The organism is Leptospira ainazelensis (genome assembly GCF_016918785.1).
GTDB classification, from domain to species: domain Bacteria; phylum Spirochaetota; class Leptospiria; order Leptospirales; family Leptospiraceae; genus Leptospira; species Leptospira ainazelensis.
Map to the genome: position 1 here is coordinate 308,705 of NZ_JAFFPT010000079.1, position 18,277 is coordinate 326,981.

At 42.5% G+C, this 18,277-nt stretch carries 16 protein-coding genes; 8 read left to right on the plus strand and 8 right to left on the minus strand.

Features of this window, described 5'->3' with window-relative positions; genetic code table 11:
• Window positions 1-30: 30 nt before the first annotated feature.
• The 3 genes from JWG44_RS20240 to JWG44_RS20250 all read left to right on the plus strand — a co-directional run bounded on the left by JWG44_RS20240 (window position 31) and on the right by JWG44_RS20250 (window position 3,757).
• Complete coding sequence (locus JWG44_RS20240) at window positions 31-1,794, plus strand: GAF domain-containing SpoIIE family protein phosphatase (RefSeq protein ID WP_205276862.1); 1,764 nt, start codon at window positions 31-33, stop codon at window positions 1,792-1,794.
• Window positions 1,795-2,385: 591 nt separating this feature from the next.
• The gene (locus JWG44_RS20245; protein ID WP_000991776.1) at window positions 2,386-2,670 is read left to right on the plus strand and encodes an LIC10816 family protein; all 285 of its coding nucleotides are present in this window, start codon (window positions 2,386-2,388) and stop codon (window positions 2,668-2,670) included.
• 436 nt (window positions 2,671-3,106) lie between these two features.
• Window positions 3,107-3,757, plus strand: a complete 651-nt coding sequence (locus JWG44_RS20250; protein ID WP_205276863.1) for a DsbA family protein — start codon at window positions 3,107-3,109, stop codon at window positions 3,755-3,757.
• Here JWG44_RS20250 and JWG44_RS20255 read toward each other — a convergent pair.
• The 4 genes from JWG44_RS20255 to JWG44_RS20270 form a co-directional block, all read right to left on the minus strand.
• Entirely contained in the window at window positions 3,754-4,140 is a 387-nt protein-coding gene (locus JWG44_RS20255) for a phage holin family protein (RefSeq protein WP_205276864.1), read from the minus strand. The two genes, JWG44_RS20250 and JWG44_RS20255, sit on opposite strands and share 4 nt — an antisense overlap.
• Before the next feature lie 12 nt (window positions 4,141-4,152).
• Window positions 4,153-4,341, minus strand: a complete 189-nt coding sequence (locus JWG44_RS20260; protein ID WP_205276865.1) for a hypothetical protein — start codon at window positions 4,339-4,341, stop codon at window positions 4,153-4,155.
• Window positions 4,342-4,476: 135 nt separating this feature from the next.
• Entirely contained in the window at window positions 4,477-5,169 is a 693-nt protein-coding gene (locus tag JWG44_RS20265; protein WP_205276866.1) for a class I SAM-dependent methyltransferase, read from the minus strand.
• 12 nt (window positions 5,170-5,181) lie between these two features.
• On the minus strand, window positions 5,182-6,153 hold the full coding sequence (locus JWG44_RS20270; protein WP_205276867.1) for a hypothetical protein: 972 nt from the start codon (window positions 6,151-6,153) through the stop codon (window positions 5,182-5,184).
• A 266-nt stretch (window positions 6,154-6,419) separates the two neighbouring features.
• Between JWG44_RS20270 and JWG44_RS20275 the strand changes: the two genes are divergently transcribed.
• Together JWG44_RS20275 and leuA2 are read left to right on the plus strand one after the other, a co-directional pair.
• The gene (locus tag JWG44_RS20275; protein WP_205276868.1) at window positions 6,420-7,052 is read left to right on the plus strand and encodes a tetratricopeptide repeat protein; all 633 of its coding nucleotides are present in this window, start codon (window positions 6,420-6,422) and stop codon (window positions 7,050-7,052) included.
• A gap of 266 nt (window positions 7,053-7,318) precedes the next feature.
• The gene (gene leuA2 / locus JWG44_RS20280) at window positions 7,319-8,608 is read left to right on the plus strand and encodes a 2-isopropylmalate synthase LeuA2 (RefSeq protein ID WP_232371765.1); all 1,290 of its coding nucleotides are present in this window, start codon (window positions 7,319-7,321) and stop codon (window positions 8,606-8,608) included.
• 6 nt (window positions 8,609-8,614) lie between these two features.
• Here the strand turns inward: leuA2 and JWG44_RS20285 are convergent, their stop codons facing one another.
• The 4 genes from JWG44_RS20285 to JWG44_RS20300 all read right to left on the minus strand — a co-directional run bounded on the left by JWG44_RS20285 (window position 8,615) and on the right by JWG44_RS20300 (window position 14,592).
• On the minus strand, window positions 8,615-9,229 hold the full coding sequence (locus JWG44_RS20285) for a TetR/AcrR family transcriptional regulator (RefSeq protein ID WP_205276870.1): 615 nt from the start codon (window positions 9,227-9,229) through the stop codon (window positions 8,615-8,617).
• Between the two features lie 120 nt (window positions 9,230-9,349).
• Window positions 9,350-12,619, minus strand: coding sequence for an efflux RND transporter permease subunit (locus JWG44_RS20290; protein ID WP_205276871.1), 3,270 nt, complete (start codon window positions 12,617-12,619; stop codon window positions 9,350-9,352).
• Window positions 12,620-13,153: 534 nt separating this feature from the next.
• Window positions 13,154-13,837 (minus strand): Lcl C-terminal domain-containing protein, encoded by a 684-nt coding sequence (locus JWG44_RS20295; protein ID WP_205276872.1) that lies wholly within the window; start codon window positions 13,835-13,837, stop codon window positions 13,154-13,156.
• Window positions 13,838-13,851: 14 nt separating this feature from the next.
• A complete protein-coding gene (locus tag JWG44_RS20300) occupies window positions 13,852-14,592 on the minus strand; it encodes an LIC_13076 family protein (RefSeq protein ID WP_205277078.1) in 741 nt (246 codons plus the stop codon).
• Window positions 14,593-14,792: 200 nt separating this feature from the next.
• Here JWG44_RS20300 and JWG44_RS20305 point away from each other — a divergent pair, with 200 nt between their 5' ends.
• From JWG44_RS20305 to JWG44_RS20315, 3 genes are all read left to right on the plus strand, one after another.
• Entirely contained in the window at window positions 14,793-15,776 is a 984-nt protein-coding gene (locus JWG44_RS20305; protein WP_205276873.1) for a YheT family hydrolase, read from the plus strand.
• A 151-nt stretch (window positions 15,777-15,927) separates the two neighbouring features.
• Complete coding sequence (locus JWG44_RS20310) at window positions 15,928-16,422, plus strand: DUF1564 family protein (RefSeq protein ID WP_205276874.1); 495 nt, start codon at window positions 15,928-15,930, stop codon at window positions 16,420-16,422.
• Window positions 16,423-16,938: 516 nt separating this feature from the next.
• Complete coding sequence (locus tag JWG44_RS20315; protein WP_205276875.1) at window positions 16,939-18,150, plus strand: acetyl-CoA C-acetyltransferase; 1,212 nt, start codon at window positions 16,939-16,941, stop codon at window positions 18,148-18,150.
• The last annotated feature ends 127 nt before the right edge of the window (window positions 18,151-18,277 follow it).

Consider the following 18,277-nt stretch of genomic DNA (forward strand, 5'->3'; position numbering starts at 1 on the left):
TCTATTTCCTGTAGCATTGACAGAAATCTTATGACTCACGCTGATTTAGAATTTCAAAAATTGAAGAGTATTCTCAATACGAGTACGATCTTAAATGCGAATTTGGATCTCTATCAGCTCTTACCTTTGATCATGCTCTATTCCAAAGACCTTTTGGAAGCGGAGGCGAGTTCTCTTTTTCTTTTGGACGAAACCGGAGAATTTTTGTTTTGCGAAGTCGCCCTCGGAGAAAAAGGCGAAATCATCCAAAAATACGGACGTTTGGACGTCGGTCAGGGAATCGCAGGCTGGGTCGCAAAAGAGAAAAAAGCCATCATTTTAGAAGACGCGTATTCCGATCCGAGATTCAATCAGGATTGGGATAAAAAAACCGGATACAGAACCCGTTCTCTGGTCTGCGTTCCTCTCTTCGTGGAAGATAAGATCATCGGAACTCTTGAAATTCTCAACAAAACAAAAGAACGTTCCTTTGATTCTTCCGATCTGAATTATCTTTCTTCCTTATCCGAAGTGGCGGCGATCGCCATTCAGAACGCGAAAATTCACGACAATCTCAAAAAAAGAATCTTAGAACTTTCCCTTCTCTATGAATTCGAAAAACTCATAGTTTCCGAAAAGAGCATTCATGAACTCGGAAACTGGGTCTTGGAAAAAATCTTAGAATTCCTTGAAGCAAGAACCGGAACGATCTATCTCGCGGACCACAACAGCAAAACCCTGAGAATCCTCGCCGCCAAAGGAATTCCAAAAGAGGCGGTTCATTCGATCGTAGTACCTTTTGGAGAAGGAATCGCGGGTTGGGTGGCTCAGGAAAGAAAAAATCTTCTGATTCAAAATTTGGAAGAAGACAAACGTTACAATCAGGACGCAAAGTATAAGTTCGAAGCGAACTCTCTGATCTCTTCTCCTTTGATCTACAGAGACGAACTTTTAGGAGTGATCAGCGTAAACAGTAAGAATTCGGGTTTTGCATTTCACGGAAACGATCTCGAAATGTTAGGCGCGATCGCGAACCGACTTTCGGTAACGATTAAGAATGCGGATCTTTTTCACAGAGTTGTCGATTCCGATCGGGAATTACAAAGAGCCAGAGAAGTGATGTCGAAAGTGATCCCGACTACGATTCCTTATATCAAAGGTTTGGAAGTCGGAGCTCAGCACATTCCCTACTCCAATGTCGGAGGGGATTTTTACAGCATCTTCAAATTGGATACGGAAAGAACCGGTTTTCTCATCGCGGACGTTTCCGGACACGGACTTTCCGCTTCGGTCATCGCCGCCGTGATGAATACGATCATCTCCACATACGATAAAGAAATTCTTTCCAGTCCTTCCCGTTTTTTCACGGGTCTCAATCACGCCCTCAACAACAAGATGGCGGGAAACTTTGTGACCGCATTCTACTGTGTGATCGATACGGAGAAGAATTCGATTCTTTTTTCAAACGCGGGTCACAATCATCCCCTTCTTTTACAAAACGCAACGGACACGATGATTCCTCTCGAAACAAAAGGAAAACTCATCGGAGTGATTCCCGATCTTTTTTTTGAGGAGAATTCGACGGCGTTTCGGATAGGAGATCGCCTCGTCCTTTACACCGACGGTCTTTCGGAACATTCTTCCGAAGACAGATCCAAAAGGTATACTGAAGAATTGGTTTCTCTCTCGATTCGAAAATCGATTTCCAAAGACGTAAAGAGCGCGTCCGCGCAGATCGTTGGAGACAGCGTCGATTACTGCAATCGTCCTAAGTTCGACGACGACGTTACACTTCTAGTCATAGATCGAAAATAGAATTCGAAAAAATGCTCCTTTTTTCTTTTACGAAGAATTCTTATCGAAACCTTTAAGAAAGAAATCTCGATTCATTTCTGCTTTTCGTATTTCTTCACCGGAAAATTTTCTTAAAAAATGGATCTCAATCGAGAAACAAAAACCCCGCGCCTATTTAGAATCAAACTACAAAATGTTTCGAACTTCAAAATCCGCTTTCTATAATTTACTTCGTTTAACAAAAACAAGAATCATCTTTTATGAACGGATTCTCCGTTTAAAGAAGATCAAAAAAGAAAATCAATCTTTTGTAATATTCTTTTCAGTCGTTCTTACGAAGAGTTTCCAAACCGAACCTTGTTCGCCGGCCGCTTCAAAGTTTTATATCGGACAGTTCCGCTTCCAAAGGTGAAATTCATTCTTTCCGTTCTTAAATTGAAAACGAGAAGAAACGTCATACGCCTTTGTTAGAGTATTCTTTAATCCGAAGTCGTTAGAGGTTAAGTTGAACAAGCATTATATAATATATCGAATAAAATAAATTTTATGAACCTTTTCGTAAAAGTCGAGAACCTCTTCGAGTCTAACTAGATGAAATAAGGAGGGTTCACCATGAATGCAATCACGATCTTTGCGCTTGCGTTGTTGGCAGTTCCTGTTTTTGCCCGTTTTGCTCGGGTGACAAAAGAAGCGATGGGGAGATATCACCTGATCGGCTTGGGGGGTTTGTTTTTGATCTTGGGGGAAGCAACCCGGATGACGGCGGATAAAATCTCGCCGATCGCGACACTTCTTCCCGTCATTGACATTGTCACTGTGGTCTTAGCTTATGCGGGGGTTCTCTTCGGGACACTGTGGTTATCAGTGTATTACATAAAACACCCGAATGAAATTTGAAAATTCTTAAACAAGAATGACATTAAAAAAGGCGGGTCTTTCCCGCCTTTTTTAATGTACAAAAGAGAAGAGGAAAATCGGAACGTTTCAGAGAAAGGCCCCAGCGTTTTGCTTCTTCCGGGCCTTTTTTCAAAACGGACCTCAAGTCCGATTTCAAGTTTTTTTCGGAAACGATTTGGTTTGTCGGAAGAATTGACCGTTTTTTCAAACTTGAGCCTGCCGTTTTCAAGAGGCTTTTCCCTGAAAAAAGTAGGAACTCCTAAGAAAACGAGTTGCTCCGACTTGGAAAAGTCCGCCAAACGAGGGGACATTTGCGGGAACTCCTCGAAAAAGGAACCGTTCGCGGTTCCAATCAAAGTAGGAACTCCCAAAAAAGAGATGGTCTTCGGCGCAATCCAAATCATTTTTTGGAAATCCAAACCATGAGGGAACTCCCTTGAACCAGAACGATTCTCTCCAACATTCCATTCTCTATGTGACAGACCCACTCTGCCCTTGGTCCTACGGTTTCGGCCCTGTCTTTGAAAAAATCCAAAAAGAATACAAGGACAAGATCCGATTTTCTCTCGTCCTCGGAGGACTTCGATTCGGAGAAAGCTCCGAATTCTTAACTTCGGAATTATCCAGAGTCTTAAAACACGAATGGAAGGACGCCGAGGCGCTTACCAAACAACCGTTTCAACTCGGAATTCTCGAAAAAAAGGAACTGAGATACGATTCTTTTCCGGCTTGTAAAGCCGTCATAAGCGCTCAAAAAATAAAACCCGAAATCGCATTCCAATATCTGCATGCACTTTCCAAAACGTTCTATCATGAAAATCATGATCCGACTTCTCCGGAAACGTTTTTAGGACTCGCGGAAAAATTCGAGATTTCTCCCAAGGAATTTCAAACCGTCTTTGAAGACAAAGACACCGAATTGGAAACTCTCAACGATTTCTATTTTGGATTTTCTTTAGGAGTGAGCGCCTTTCCCAGTTTGGTATTTTCGGACGGCGCGGAAAGCGGTATCCTCGCGAGAGGATACCATTCTTATGAACAACTGGATTCTATCTTAAAGGATTATTTTAGAGCGGTTCGATTCTAAACTTTTTTCTTATCCTTTTTTCTTTCTTTGGATTCCGTCTTTCCCACGTAGTTTGCGAGAACAAGAAGAATTCCTCCCAAAAACGCGGACCAAAAACCGGGAACCGAAAGAGTTCCCGGAAACCAATCACCTATGATCAAAATCACCCAAGCGTTGATGATCAAACCGATCAGTCCCAAGCTGAGATAATAAAAAACGATTCCGATTCCAAGAGTCATGATGATCATGATGAGTCTCATAAGCGCATTGATTACGACAAAGGCAAAGACGACGATAACGGAATTGATCCAGCCGCCGACGACGTGGAAATCGGGATGGATTAGTGGAAAAACAAATTCCACGACAAGAGACATCAAAACGAGGGAAAATAAAAGATGGGTCATAACACTTCCGCTTTAAACATAGACGTCGACATTCTTCCCGATGGAAGGAGGAGGAGAACCCGGAGGAACCACTTCGGAATCGGGACTTTTTGTCTGATTATCCTGGGTCGCTACGATCTCTCTGGAAGAAGAACCGGTGGAAACCGGAGCAATAGAATCTGAAAACAAAATCTGTCTGGACCCGACCGCCATGTAAGACATACCTTCCTCCCTTCTCTTTAGTTAGAATGAATTCTTACGGGTATTGTATGAAAAAGCCTCTTCTCTTAAAAGAAAAAATGAAAAAACTTTGTAAAAAACTTTCAAAAGAAGAATTCTCACGATCAAAAATACCGATCATTTTCTTCCATACGCACCCGTAACGATACCTCCATACCAGCTAAACAGATCCACTTGAGAAAAGAGAGAACGAAAACTCGATTCATCTCTTACGATACTTTCAAAAGAACGAATCGACTGAGACAGATATTTTTTTCCAACAAAAGGCATTTGAAAAAATCTTCCAAAGGCCGGAAGAAAATATCCGAAGTATAAATTCCAGAGAAGATAGGAAAATCCGCATTTTGGTCTGGATAATTCCGTAAAGACAAAAGCCCCGGAGGGTTTTAGAATCCGGTAAACTTCCGAAAACAAAACCTTCCTCTCTTCCGTCGAAAACGTCTTCAAACCGAACGTACAGCTTACGGCGTCGCAAGAATCGGACATGATGGAAGAAGAAAGCGCATTCTCGGTAAAATAAGTGACGTCTTCTTCTCCAAAACGGATCCGCGCTCTTTGAATCATTCTTTCGGAGATATCCACTCCTATAATTCGGCTTTTATTGAATTTCTTTCGGATCATTCCGATATTGCTCCCGTCTCCGCACATTAGATCACAAACGGTTTTTGCTTCTTCGATCTTTAAAACAGCGAGAGAACGTTTCCTTGTCAAAGTCGCCAAACCGAATGAAAGAAAATTAAGAATATAATAACTCGGTGAAAAAAGATCAAAGAACCTTTTCTGAAAACGAAGTTGTCCCGAACGTCTCATTTTGATCCTCCTCTATTGTAATTCTTCCGCTTCGAGATTCAGTTTGATCTTTTGTAAGACGTGTAGATGCATTTCGTCGATCAGATAATCAGTCCATAACTTCCAGTAGAATTTTGGACCCAAGTCGTTCACGTATCTTGTCGTCGCGATAATTTCCACTTTCCCCTCGGAGATCGGAACCATACGAAATTCTCCGAAAGAAGCCCAGATTTTTCCCCGAATATGTTTCGGTTCCACCTCGCCGTAAAAGGAAGTTTCCTTCATCGTCACTTGAGGCGACACAAACTTAAACTTCAAAGTCTCGTTTGCGACGAATTCTTGTATAAGTGCGGATGTGGCGCCGTTCGTATATACGCAGTTCAAAAATAAAACTCCGTCCTTTTTTACAACCTCCATCGATAAAGGATAAGAAACTCCGTTTCGGAAGAAAAAATTCTCCGCCTCTCCGAACTCGAAAGGGGAAGTGATTTTATTCCAAACCTTAGACGCGGAAGAATGGACTACGATCGAAGTTTTGACCTCGTTTGTCTGCGGTCGTAAATCGCTTCTATCAAAAATATGGGCCGATACGTTACAAAAAAGAACTATCAAAACGACGAGATATTTCGACCAAACTTTACTTTGAATTTTATAACCGATCCAAGCGCCGATGAGAAGAGGAAGATAAGAAAGAGGAAGCGCCATCAAAACACAGATAAAACCTTCCTTCCCGATAAAAAGAAAACCCAAAAGAAGAATCGCGCCCGGAAACGCAGTAATCGAAAAAATTTGACCGAGCGTCGCCTTACTGTGAAAAGCGCGGGCAAAGGCGATGAGAATTCCGATCGAAAAAGGAATCGCGATAAACAAAGCAACGCCGTAAACTCCGCTCAAAGCAAAAAAAGGAGCTGAAATCAAAAAGAATAAAAGTAAGACGATTATAATTCCCAAGGTCCAAAAACCTAAAGTACGACGAGCCAAAAACCTGTCCCGCGATGATTCCATACATTCTCCTCTTGCAAAAAAATCTAAACCGAAGTGAATCAACTTTTTTCAGTCTGTCAATTCTAATTTTTGAACGCGTTCAAAAATATATACTCAAAACGGCCGATTTGAATTCTTAACGCCGGACCCAAACCATAGGATTTGTATCGTAACTTTTTAGGAGAAGCCGGATCGATGAAAAGATTTTAAAAATCGTTTCTCAAAAGGATTTACCGGAACAATTTACGAACCAATATGGATAAGATAAGATCTCTTATTTTGGAAACATGAACCTTCAACAAGCGCTTGATTACGTAAAAAAGGGAAATCTCTCCGGAGCCAAGAATGCTCTGGAACAATATCTCCGGGAAAACCCCGAAGATCCGGTCGGAAACTATCATCTCGCGATGTGTCATTCCCACTTGAACGAACTGGAACCGGCGGAAGAACGTTTTGTAAAAACGATCTCTCTCGACGAATCGTTCGTATCCGCGAGAGTCGGTCTCGGTGTTTTGTATGCTAAAAAAAAGGATAAACCGAAGGCCGAGATTCAATTCACAAAAGCTCTCGAGATCGACGAGAACAACATAAACGCAAAGAAAAATCTGGCTTCTCTTTACACGGGAACCGGTAACTACAAAAAGGCTCTGGATTTATATCTTTCCACTCCCGAATCGGAAAGAAAGGACATCGTCTCCTTATACGCGATTTCCTTTTGTTATCTGAAGTCGGATCAGCTTCCTCAAGCTCGAACTTTCTTTCAGGAACTCGAAAAACTTCCGGTCCCCGAGCCGATGAAAAAAGATATTTCCGAACTGAAAAATCTCATCGAAGAAAAAAATATCGAGTCGGAAGGAATTTGGACTCTTCTCAAAAAACCCGATTCTTCCGGAGAATCAACGTATAACGGAAAATCCTGATTCTTATCTTAAATCGAAAAGAGCATTTCGGTTTAAAAAATTCTTGTATTTTTTAGAATCCTTTTAGAGTCTGAGTTTATATATGTTTCGCAACGTAACTCTACTTCCGATTAGCCTTGAGCTTCTTCTCCTCCTTAGTTAGGGGGAGCCGGTAGAGTTGTAAAAAAATACACGAGCCTGCTCCTCCTGGAGTGGGCTTTTTTGTTTTCGGAGAATTCTCTTTCGAAAATCCCGCTCCTGGATCCGGCCGGCAAAAGGAGATAACAATGAATCAAGACTCGAAATCTGAAACCGTTGATCCGGTTCGGGAAATAACTTCTTTCGGAAACAAATCCGAAATTTTACAAAACCCTCTTCCAAAACATCCGCCTTTTTTTATGGATGTTACCTTGAGAGACGGGAACCAAGCGCTTCGCAAACCTTGGAATCTCGATCAAAAGGAAACGATCTTTCGTCAACTTTTGAAACTCGGAGTTCAAGGAATCGAAGTCGGGTTTGCTTCTTCCAACGATCAGGAATTCGAAGCCTGCAGTTATCTTTCCTCCATCGCTCCGGAAAACGTCGTCATCTCTTCTCTTTCGAGAGCCGTGGAAAAGGAAATCGAAATTTCTTGGAAGGCGATTCGGAACGCGCCGAAGCCGAGAATTCATATCGTGTATCCGATTTCCGCGTTTACGATCGAAAACGTTTTGAAAACGACTCCTGAAAAAGTTTTGGAAAGAATTTCGGAATCGGTCGCGTTCGCAAAAAGTCTCGTTGGTTCTCGAGGTGAAGTACAGTTTTCAGGAGAACATTTCGGAGATTCTCTGGAGAATTTGGATTTTGCAGTGGAGGCGTTTCGCACCGCCCTGAACTTCGGAGCGGACGTCGTCAATCTTCCGAACACCGTGGAACGTTATCGTCCTTGGCTTTTTGTCTCCATGGTCAAAGCGGTGACGAACGCGTTGCCCGAAGATACAAGAATTTCGATCCACACTCACAACGACCTGGGAATGGCGACGGCGACTACGGTGGAATCTTATTTTTCCGGAGCGGTTCAATTGGAGACCGCCTTAAACGGGTTAGGTGAAAGAGCCGGGAACACGAACACATACGAGGTGGCGATTGCGCTTCACAACTGCGGCGTCCACGTTCCTCTTAATTTTTCGGCGATCTACGAAACGTCCCGTTTGGTTTCCTATCTTTCCGACGTCCCCATCTATGAAAAAGCTCCTCTGATCGGGGAGGACGTGATCTCTCACAGATCCGGAATTCATCAGGACGGAGTAGCAAAAACGAGACATCTTCAGAAAGGCGCCTATCGCGCGTTCGACGCAGGTTTGATCGGAAGACCCGAAGGGGATCGGATCGAATTTACGAGTCAATCCGGAAGGAGCGCGGTCTTTTGTATTCTAAGAGACGCCGGAGAACAAATCACCCTGGAAGACGCTGGGAAATTGCAACCGATCCTAAAAAAGATCTCGGAAGAATCCGGAAAAGGCGAACTGAGCTTGGAAGAGATTCAAGTAGAATGGAAGAAGATGAAAGCTCTTCCCGAAAAAACTTCCATGGATTGAAAATTCTTACTTAGCGATTTTGGCGGGTTCGGAAACCGAATTCATAATTCCATAAAAAAGGATGTGATGTATTTCATGCTGTAACTGAATCATAGAACACGGAGAGTTGAGAAGGAGTTCCGGAGTTGCGGTCATCTCGATCGCGGAGTTGATCAAAGCGGTAAAGATCGTGGTATTTACGTCGCTTCGGATCTCTCCCCTTTCGATTCCCTGTCTGATCAGGGCTTGGATCGACTTGGAGATAGCTTCCGTTCTTACTTCTCTGATATAAGCGTAGTGATCGGGCGCCTGATCCCTGATCTCCAAAATGAATTCGTTGGCGCCCGAGGGAAACTGGCTTATCTTAAATTCGTTGATAGCCTTTACCTTTTCATGAACCGAAAGCGATTCGTCTTCGCTGATCTCCATGATCTTAGTGCTCATCTTTTTGTGTTTGGCGCTAAGAATTTCAAAAAGAAGATGATTCTTATTTTCGAAGTGTTTATAGAGAGTCTTTCTGGAAATTTTGAGAATTCTCGCGATTTCCTCCATTTTAGTCTTCGCATAACCGTATTTAAGAAAAAGCTCAAGCGCCTTCTCCATAATTCGGAGTTTTACTTCATCCTGCCCCATCACACTCATTGTTCCGAACTTCCGCAATTTGAAACTCTTTTTTATATTCTATACTTTCAAAAGTTCAACGAGAATTCAAGAGTCGATACACTTTTGTAAACGATCCGTCTTGAATTCTCACCTTGGATCTTAAAGGTCCGGGTCCGGAGAATTTTTTCTCACGAATTGATTGAGTTTTTCTATGTAAGAAAAAGCCGCAGGAACCACCACCAGAGTAAGGATCGTCGAAGAAATCAATCCTCCGATAATCGCGACACCCATACTCGTTCTTTGACGGGAGGCTTCGTTGAGTCCGATCGCGATCGGGAGCATACCGGCAACTAACGCAAAAGACGTCATAAGAATCGGTCGTAACCTTTCTCTTCCGGCTTCCACGATCGCTTCCTTCATATCCATTCCCTTTTGTAAGAGCTGATTGGTAAAGTCCACAAGAAGGATCGAATTCTTCGTCGCCACTCCGATCAACATGATAAGCCCGATCATCGAAAAGATATCGAGGGATTTTTGAGTCAAGAAGAGCGCGATAAAAGCTCCACAAAGCGCGAGAGGCAACACGAGCATGATCGCGATCGGTGTGATAAAACTTTCATAAAGTGAGGCAAGAACCATATAGATAAAAAGAACTCCAAGTCCCATCGCGATCGCCATGGAAGTGCCCATCTCCTTAAAACTTTCAGCCTGTCCCGTATAACCGATCTTAACTCCCGCCGGAAGAGGAAGTTCTGTTTGTGTGATCTTAGCCACCTCTTCCATCGCTCCTCCCATTCCCGGACCTTGAGGGTTTACGTCAGCGTAGATTTCAACGGACTTGTTTCGGTTGAGACGGTTGATGGTCGCAAGTCCCGTCGTCTCTTCCGCTTTTGCGACGTTCTGAATCGGAATGAGTCTGTTGTTAAAGTTAGGAACAAAGGAGCTGTAAAAATTTTCTTTGAGATCTCTTTGACCTTCTTTCAAACGAACTCGGATGTCGTATTCCACTCCGTTCTCTCTGTAGACCGCGGGAGTGGTTCCTTCCACAAGAGTTCTGAGTTCGGTTCCGATCACGGTTCCGGGAACTCCCAGGAGGACTTCCATCTGACGATTCGGAATCACTCTGAACTCGGGAGCTCCCGTTCGATAACTCGTATCAACGTCTAAAAGCGCGGGAGATTTTTGAAGACGTGTGAAAAGTTTTTTCGCATAATCTTCCACAACTTCTCCCTTTTGTCCGCTCACGATCAGAGTAAATGGCCGTTGTCCACCGCCGACGTTATCGATGTCTTTGACGATCGGATTCGCGTATGAGAATACGCTCAATTCCTTGCGAAGAAATTCTTTGAACTGTGTAGTGTTCATCTTACGTTGTTTGGAAGAAACCATTTCGACGAACATATTCGTATTTCGATTCGTATTGAACATCGCTACGAGTTTGATCTCTTTGTAGGAACGGATCTTTTGATCCACTTCCTGCGCGACCTGCGCCATTTTTGCTACGGAAGTTCCCGGAGGCATGTCCAGAGTTACCGAAAACTTACCTTCGTCCTGGGCGGGAAGAAACGTTTTCGGAATAAATTTGGTTAAGCCCAAACTTACGATAAATATCAAAACCGCTCCCGAAAGAATCAGGATCGGTCTTTTCAGGGTAAATCGTAAAACCGAAGCGTATCGATCTTCCAGCCAAGATTGAAATACATTAAAGATACTTAAAATAGAGTCGAGCCCAGTTTCGAGTTTGCCGAGGACGTTTACAATCGGAGAAAATATTCTTACGATCCATCCTTTGCCGATGTTGTTCTGAGAACGAATTTTAGAATACGCGATTTCTTCGAGAGTTGTTGTCGCGGCGTTTGTCTTTCCTTTTTTCTTACCCTTTTCCGGATGGATCGTCAAATCGGGAATCGAGTTCGAAGCCGAAGAAGAATGTCCGTGATTTCCGATTTTTCCGCCGAAATAAGCGGACAACATCGGCGCGATCGTCAACGCGTCGTAAAGAGAAATGAGAAGCGCAAAACAAACCGTAAGTCCGAATTCTCTCAAGAACTGACCGACGACCCCGCTGATAAATGCGATCGGCATAAAGACTGCGATGACCGTCATCGTGGTCGCGACCACGGCGAGAGTGACTTCTTTGGTTCCTTCGATCGAAGCCTCTCTTGCGGTTTTTCCCATTTCTCTGTGTCTAAAAATATTTTCCCGGACTACGATCGCATCGTCGATGAGCAGACCGACCGCGAGACTCAACGCAAGAAGAGTCATGATGTTTACGGTAAAACCCGCGATCGCCATAAGAATAAAGGCGCCGAGAAGAGAGTTCGGCAGAGCCAAACCGGTGATCAAAGTGGAACGTACACTTCCTAAAAATAATAATACGACGATGATCGTAAGAATGATTCCGATGATGATCGTTTCCTTTACGTCGTAGATATTGTTATCGATCGTTATAGAAGAATCGTTTGCGGTGGTAAGCTCGGGAGATCCGTTTCGTTTCGCAAGATCCAAATTGATTTCGGAAATTCTTTTTTTTACCGCTTGCGCGACGGCTACCGTATTGGAACCGGATTGTTTGTAGACGAGGAGAAAGACCGCCTTCTTCCCGTTAAAGTATGCGCGGGAAGTCTCGTCTTCTACGGTATCTTTTACTTCGCCGAGTTGGCCGATTCTTATCGGAACCTCGTTTCCAAAAAGGGAAATCGGAGTGTCTCTGATTTCCTGCGGAGAATGGAATTCGTTGATGGTTCTATAAACGAGTTCTTTATCCGTCTTACTTACCTTTCCCGCTGGGATATTCATTCCTCCGGATGCGAGACGATTGGAAACAACGGAAGCCGGAATCATGTGTTCTTTCAGCTTCTGACGATCCAATTCTACGTGAATCTCCCTCTTTCTTCCTCCATAGATATTTACGTTACCGACGTCTTTAGTTGTTAAAAGAATTTGTTTGATTTCTTCGTTTGCGATGTCATAGAGTTCAGCTTCCGGAAGTTCAGCCTTGAGTGCGATGATCAAAATCGGCTGATCCGCGGGATCGATTCTTCGAATGACGGGTTCCTTTGCGTCGTCGGGAAGTTTTGGTTTTACGCTGGAAACCTTATCTCGAACCTGTTGTTCGGCGTATTTTACATCCGTTTCGAGGGTGAATTCTACAACGACTGTTCCCACTCCTTCGTTACAGATGGACTTCACTCTTTTTACTCCCGAGATTGTCGACAATTCGTCTTCCACCGGTTTGGCGATGAGCGTTTCTATCTCGTTAGGCGCGGCTCCCGGATATGGAACCGTCACCGTCACAACCGGAATCGTGATGTTCGGGAATAAGTCCACTCCCAACTTGTTTAAGGAAAGATAGCCCGCGACAAGGATGAGCAAAACAGTACACGTTATAAAAATGGGTCTTTTGATCGAGAGTTCGGCAAAATTCATATTAGGAAGCTCCTATCGGTATTTTAAAAATTCTTAAAGTAATTCATCTAACACAAAGTTAATGAAGAATCAAAAAGGGAACGGTTTGTTTGTTGATACGATCTTGAATCCTTTTTCCGATCTCTCGGCTCGTTTGCTTCCGTTCCATTTCCCCGAGCGAGCGCTTGTTGTTTCGTTCGAAGGATTTTTTGTATTTTAGAATATTGTATTTTTCGAATGTATTTTGAAATAAAGGATTGTTCTTTCTGCGTCGGCTCGAGTCGAAATCTAAAAATTTCGGGGAGTTCGGATTTTGCCTGGAGAACTAATAAGGCCAAAAAAAAGCCGAGGAAAAGGAGCCTGGAAAGAAGAGGTTGAGTGCGGGAACTCTTCGATTTTTTAGGGAGGCCCTTCGCAAGCTCGGAAACATTAAAGGTATATTTTGTTTCCATTTTGGAAACAGTTTTTGATTCTTTCGTTTCCCGTCAAGAAAAAAATACACTTAAGGATCAAGGCTTTTTACTGAAAACTGGGGAGTTCCCGTAAAAAAGCCCTTTACGGGCTAGAAACACAGCGAAGATAACCCGAAGAATTCTTTCCAGCCGTCAAATTGGTGGCTCCAGTGCTAAAATTCACCTTCCAAGCAAAAGAAGCGTTCGAAGGATCACTTGTGCTGGACCAGAATTCAATTGGGCTATTTACAGGAATTCCAGGAAACCAATCCTTTCGAATCGTAGGCACCTCAAAGCCGTTCCCGCAGGTTTGGGTATCCGAAGAATTCTTCAAATCCGTTCCGTTTGAACATGAAACAATCGATTTCAACTCCGAATGCGTGGGAACTCTCCACAAACCCGTAACACTGGAAGCGCTAAACCCAGCGCAGGCATCAAAAGCCGGCCCGGAAGAAAGGACCCCACCGGAAGAACCTCCATTGCACTGATTATCCAAAGTGGAGCAATAAATCGGAGCCACGGAAATCGTGGAGCAAGCATTTAGAGAAGAATCAAAAGTTTGGCCCAAGGTACAACGCATCCAAGTAAGACCGGTTTGGGGAAAAAAGATAACGTCCCCTTTGACAAGAGGAGCTCCCACGAACAACAAAAGAAGACTCAAGGGAGAATCTTTTTCCTCTTCGGGAGATACGAGATCTCGAAAATATGGATTCAGATAACATGCAGAATGAATAAAAAGAAAAAGAGAAAAAAGAATTCTAAATGATAGATTACGAATATTAAACATAGAATTGATTATTCCTAATCTTGAAAACGGACTTTCAAAACATCCGCACGTTTAAACGATTTTTCCTGACCTTTGAAGAAAAGTTTTACACCGTCTCCGTCGATTCGAGTCACCTTTCCTTTTACAATCTCGCCTGATTTTAAGAAAAGGACGGAAAGATTCTTAGAATTTTTGATTTCCTTTTTCCAGACCGATTCCACCTCTTCTTCTTTTTCCGAAAGGAAACGCTCTTGAACTTCGTCTTTCCACTGTTTTTCGTTTTGTTTTAAGAATTCTTCCTTCCACTTTGGATTTTCAATCTTTGCTTCCGACTTTTCAATCGGAAGAGAAAGATTTTTTGTCGGTGTAAATTCTTTTCCATCACAGCTTTCCACCTCGATTGTCTTTCTCGTAACCGAGGCAGCGATTCCTAAAACAACACTTAGAAGACCATCCAGCCAGGAAGTTTTGAGAGTAACTTTGTAGACTTGATTAGAATCGGGAAGAATCTGCGCAGACTCCACTCGATTGATCGGGAAAGAACCAAAAAGAAGATACCATTGTGTCTGTTTCAAAACGAATTTACAAGGAGAAGAATCCGGAACGACTTCCGAATCTTTTTTGGTTCCGTTAGGCGAGTTATCGAGCCCCGCCCCTCTAACTCCATTGAGAACTAAACTTTTGCAGGAAAGAAAAAGAAAAAAAATAAGAATCAAAAATTCAATTTTAGAATGGTTCCGAAAAAAAGTATGCAATCGTTCGAGTAGATTCTTCACTTTGTGATGAGCTCCGACTTTGAAAATTATATTCACTTCGTATCTTTTTTAAAGAGAGCTCTAAAGGCCAGTTCTTTTCCGTTTGAATTCTCGATTTCAAAATCAAGTTATAATTCCTAAAGAATTCTTCTCTAAGAAAGAATAGAATTTTATGATTTAAAAAGACTTTTCTGAATAATTCCGAAATAACAAATGTTCTTATGTTACAAAATCTCAGAACCAGAAAATTCAATCCGAAAGGAATTCTAAAATATCCATTTATACAGACAGCGCTTGCCTCTCTCGCTTGGAATCTTCCTAAAGATATGCCTTTTTTAGAGAATTCTAAAACGTTAATCTTGGATGCCGGGAAAGGTGTAAAATTAGAAGGTTCTCTGAGCAAACAATTAAAAAGAAAAGCAAAAGGACTTTTGATTCTTCTTCACGGTTGGGAAGGAAGCATCAATTCAACTTATATTCTGAGAACTTCTAACCATTTTTACAATCAAGGATATGATATTTTCCGATTGAACTACAGAGATCATGGAGATACACACCATTTAAACGCGGCTCCATTCAACGGAAGTCTCATCGAAGAGACCTATGAAGCGGTAAGAAAGGCAACTTTTTTTGCGGAGAAGAATGTCCCCGTTTTCATTACAGGTTTTTCGTTAGGCGGAAATTTTACTCTTAGAATTGCGAGGGTTCATTCTCAATCTGAGAAAAAACTAAATCAACTTAAGCATTGCGTTGCAATCTCACCGGCGATTCATCCTAAGGATGCGACTGTTCTGATGGATAGAAAACTAATCATCGGTCGTTATTTTCTGAAGAAGTGGAAGCAATCCATCGAAAAAAAGCAGATTCATTTTCCTACAATTGTGCCTTATGAAAAGATTCTGAAAGAAAAGTCTGTGATGAAGATGACGGAGAAATTGATAGAGTCTTCGGATGATTTTCGAGATTTAGACCATTACTTTGGAACATATACTTTAGGAGAGCGGGAACTCTCCGAGATTTTAACTCCAACAACGATCGTCACGTCAAAAGATGACCCAATCATTCGAGGAGAGACCTTTCTTTCCCTTCATCCTAATCGAAATGTGCAAATTTCTATCCAGGATTTCGGTGGTCACAACGGTTTTCTTGAGGATTGGAAAGGCTCTTGTTGGTATTTTAAAGTCTTAGAAGAGATTTTCTCGTAAATGACGAAATTTGCGGGAACTCCTCATTTTTCTTTCTGAAAACTTATCTTCGACAAATGAAAACATGTGATACTTGAAAAAAAATGAACTTTTTTAAAAAAAAGATCAAAATTTAGCCTCCTTTAAATGCTCGGAGGAACTGTAACCAAATGTGAGGGAAATTAAAAATCTCGGTAAAAGAGTAACAAGTTCATCCTTAAAAGGACCGAAGATTACCTGTAGTCTTTTGATTCCTTTGGAATTGATGAAAAAGCTACCACAATCCGAAAGAAAAGTCGTCGGGAAGAATATTAATTTTTTACTATGTCGGTATGGAAAAGGTCTTAAAATAAATCAAAGAATCAATCAAAGTGCCCTTACAATAAAATATCAGAAGGCTGGCAATTCTTTAATCAAAATAAACTCAAGAATCTTACCAGAGGAATGGGCAATGCTGAGTATATTAGCTTCCGCTCATGGAGTTTCAAGGTGTTTTCTTTATTGCATTCTGATCCAAATATTCATTGCCGATCGATCCAAAGCATATCCGAAAATTTATAGCAATCTTGCATCTCTCAAAATTGAATCTTTTATCTGGGCCATTGATATTAAGACAAAAACGATCAAAAGAATTCTTTATCAGAAAAATACAATCGCTCCCGTATAACCAATTCCTTTTAACAAAAATTCAACTTCGCTTCACAGTTTCTCGTGTCATATGTTGAACTCTTTGTCCTATCCTTTCTAAACTTTTTGTTCGGCTCAAGCTTCCCAAAAACATTGTCTCCTCTAAAATTAATTTTCTTTTCATCGATAATAAGAATATCCGTCTCATTTTGAAATATAGCTTATTTCCAATAACCTTTCATGAAGAGTTCCCGCAAAATCACTCTTCTACTATTTCCCCGCCGCAGGGATGCGAAGGGCTTGGTCCGCAGGACCGAGCGGAACTCCGCGAGCCCGTAGCAAGCCCGACCCTCCTGCATGAAATTCCGAATAGCGTTCATTACCCCTAAATTTGCAGGAGGGTGCGGCCCAAACCTCTCCCTTCCAGCAAGAGTTCCCGCACAAAAAGAATTGCAAACTCCTCCCCGTTCCCAAAATAGAAACTGGAACACACAAATTCACTAAACAGTTGTTCAATTCAACCGAGAAAGGTCTGAATTCACAACGAGGTAAAAAAATGTCAAACGCCTATGTAATCGATGCAGTTCGAACTCCAAGAGGAAAAGGGAAAAAAAGAGGAACACTTGCTTCCATTCACCCTCAAGAACTTTCCGCCGCGACCTTAAATGCAATCCAAGAAAGAAACGGGATCAAACCGGAAATAGTTGAAGAAGTTGTAATGGGATGTGTATCTCAAGTTGACGATCAAGCGGCTTGTATCGCACGTTATGCGGTCATGGCGGCTCTTTGGCCGAACTCAGTTCCCGGATATACCGTGAACCGTTTTTGCGGTTCTGGTCTTCAAGCCGTAAACAACGCGGCAAATCACGTTCAATCCGGTTCCATGCAAGTCGCGTTAGGCGGCGGAGTCGAATCCATGTCCCGAGTAAAGATGGGAGCGGACATGGGCGGAAGAGATTTCAATGTAGGAAATCCTAATATTCAAAAACACTATAATTTAGTCCCTCAGGGAATCTCTGCAGACCTTATCGCTACGAAATTCGGAATCTCTCGCGAAGAAGCGGATCGTTTTGCGGAATCTTCTCAAATCAAAGCGGAAAACGCGATCAAGTCCGGCTATTTTAAAAAATCGATCATTCCCGTAAAAACCGAGGACGGGACGATCGTTGATAGCGATGAGAATCCTCGTATCGAATCCACTTTTGAATGGCTCTCGGATCTTGGTCCGGTTTTTAAAACGATCGGCGAGAAAGAGTTAGATGCAATCGCTCTCAAATCTTATCCCGAAATCTCTAAGATCAATCACATTCACACTCTTGGAAACTCTTCCGGAATCGTAGACGGCGCGGCTTCCGTTCTTCTCGCTTCCGATGAAGGAATCAAAAAATACGGACTAAAACCCCGTGCAAGAATCGTAGCTATGGCGTCTACGGGGGAAGATCCGACTATCATGCTTACCGGCCCGGTTTCTGCGTCCAAAAAGGCTCTCGCGATGGCAGGACTCAAACCTGAGGACATCGATATTTGGGAAATTAATGAAGCATTCGCTTCCGTCGTTCTCTACACACAAAAGTCTCTCGGGATCCCTTCCGAAAAGATCAATGTCAATGGAGGAGCGATCGCTTTAGGCCACCCTCTCGGAGCAACCGGCGCGATCCTTCTCGGAACCGCGTTAGACGAACTAGAAAGAAGACAACAACGTTATGCGCTCATGACACTCTGTATCGGCGGCGGCATGGGCATTGCCACCATCATAGAAAGAATCTAACACCGATTAAAGCCCAAGCGGTCGTTTCGCTTGGGCTCCTTTTAACCCTCTTCCCCTTCGTTCCCTATTCTTTGTATTTCATTCCGATTTTTTTTTGACAAATTAATCCTATTTTTCAAAAAAATAG

Excerpts from the sequence above, each read along its gene's own strand:
- JWG44_RS20315 (WP_205276875.1), top strand. The coding sequence starts at position 16,939 with ATGTCAAACGCCTATGTAATCGATGCAGTTCGAACTCCAAGAGGAAAA.
- JWG44_RS20245 (WP_000991776.1), top strand. The coding sequence starts at position 2,386 with ATGAATGCAATCACGATCTTTGCGCTTGCGTTGTTGGCAGTTCCTGTT.
- JWG44_RS20275 (WP_205276868.1), top strand. The coding sequence starts at position 6,420 with ATGAACCTTCAACAAGCGCTTGATTACGTAAAAAAGGGAAATCTCTCC.
- JWG44_RS20260 (WP_205276865.1), bottom strand. The coding sequence starts at position 4,341 with ATGTCTTACATGGCGGTCGGGTCCAGACAGATTTTGTTTTCAGATTCT.
- JWG44_RS20305 (WP_205276873.1), top strand. The coding sequence starts at position 14,793 with ATGTTACAAAATCTCAGAACCAGAAAATTCAATCCGAAAGGAATTCTA.
- JWG44_RS20290 (WP_205276871.1), bottom strand. The coding sequence starts at position 12,619 with ATGAATTTTGCCGAACTCTCGATCAAAAGACCCATTTTTATAACGTGT.
- JWG44_RS20270 (WP_205276867.1), bottom strand. The coding sequence starts at position 6,153 with ATGGAATCATCGCGGGACAGGTTTTTGGCTCGTCGTACTTTAGGTTTT.
- JWG44_RS20285 (WP_205276870.1), bottom strand. The coding sequence starts at position 9,229 with ATGAGTGTGATGGGGCAGGATGAAGTAAAACTCCGAATTATGGAGAAG.
- leuA2 (WP_232371765.1), top strand. The coding sequence starts at position 7,319 with ATGAATCAAGACTCGAAATCTGAAACCGTTGATCCGGTTCGGGAAATA.
- JWG44_RS20240 (WP_205276862.1), top strand. The coding sequence starts at position 31 with ATGACTCACGCTGATTTAGAATTTCAAAAATTGAAGAGTATTCTCAAT.
- JWG44_RS20255 (WP_205276864.1), bottom strand. The coding sequence starts at position 4,140 with ATGACCCATCTTTTATTTTCCCTCGTTTTGATGTCTCTTGTCGTGGAA.
- JWG44_RS20265 (WP_205276866.1), bottom strand. The coding sequence starts at position 5,169 with ATGAGACGTTCGGGACAACTTCGTTTTCAGAAAAGGTTCTTTGATCTT.
- JWG44_RS20295 (WP_205276872.1), bottom strand. The coding sequence starts at position 13,837 with ATGTTTAATATTCGTAATCTATCATTTAGAATTCTTTTTTCTCTTTTT.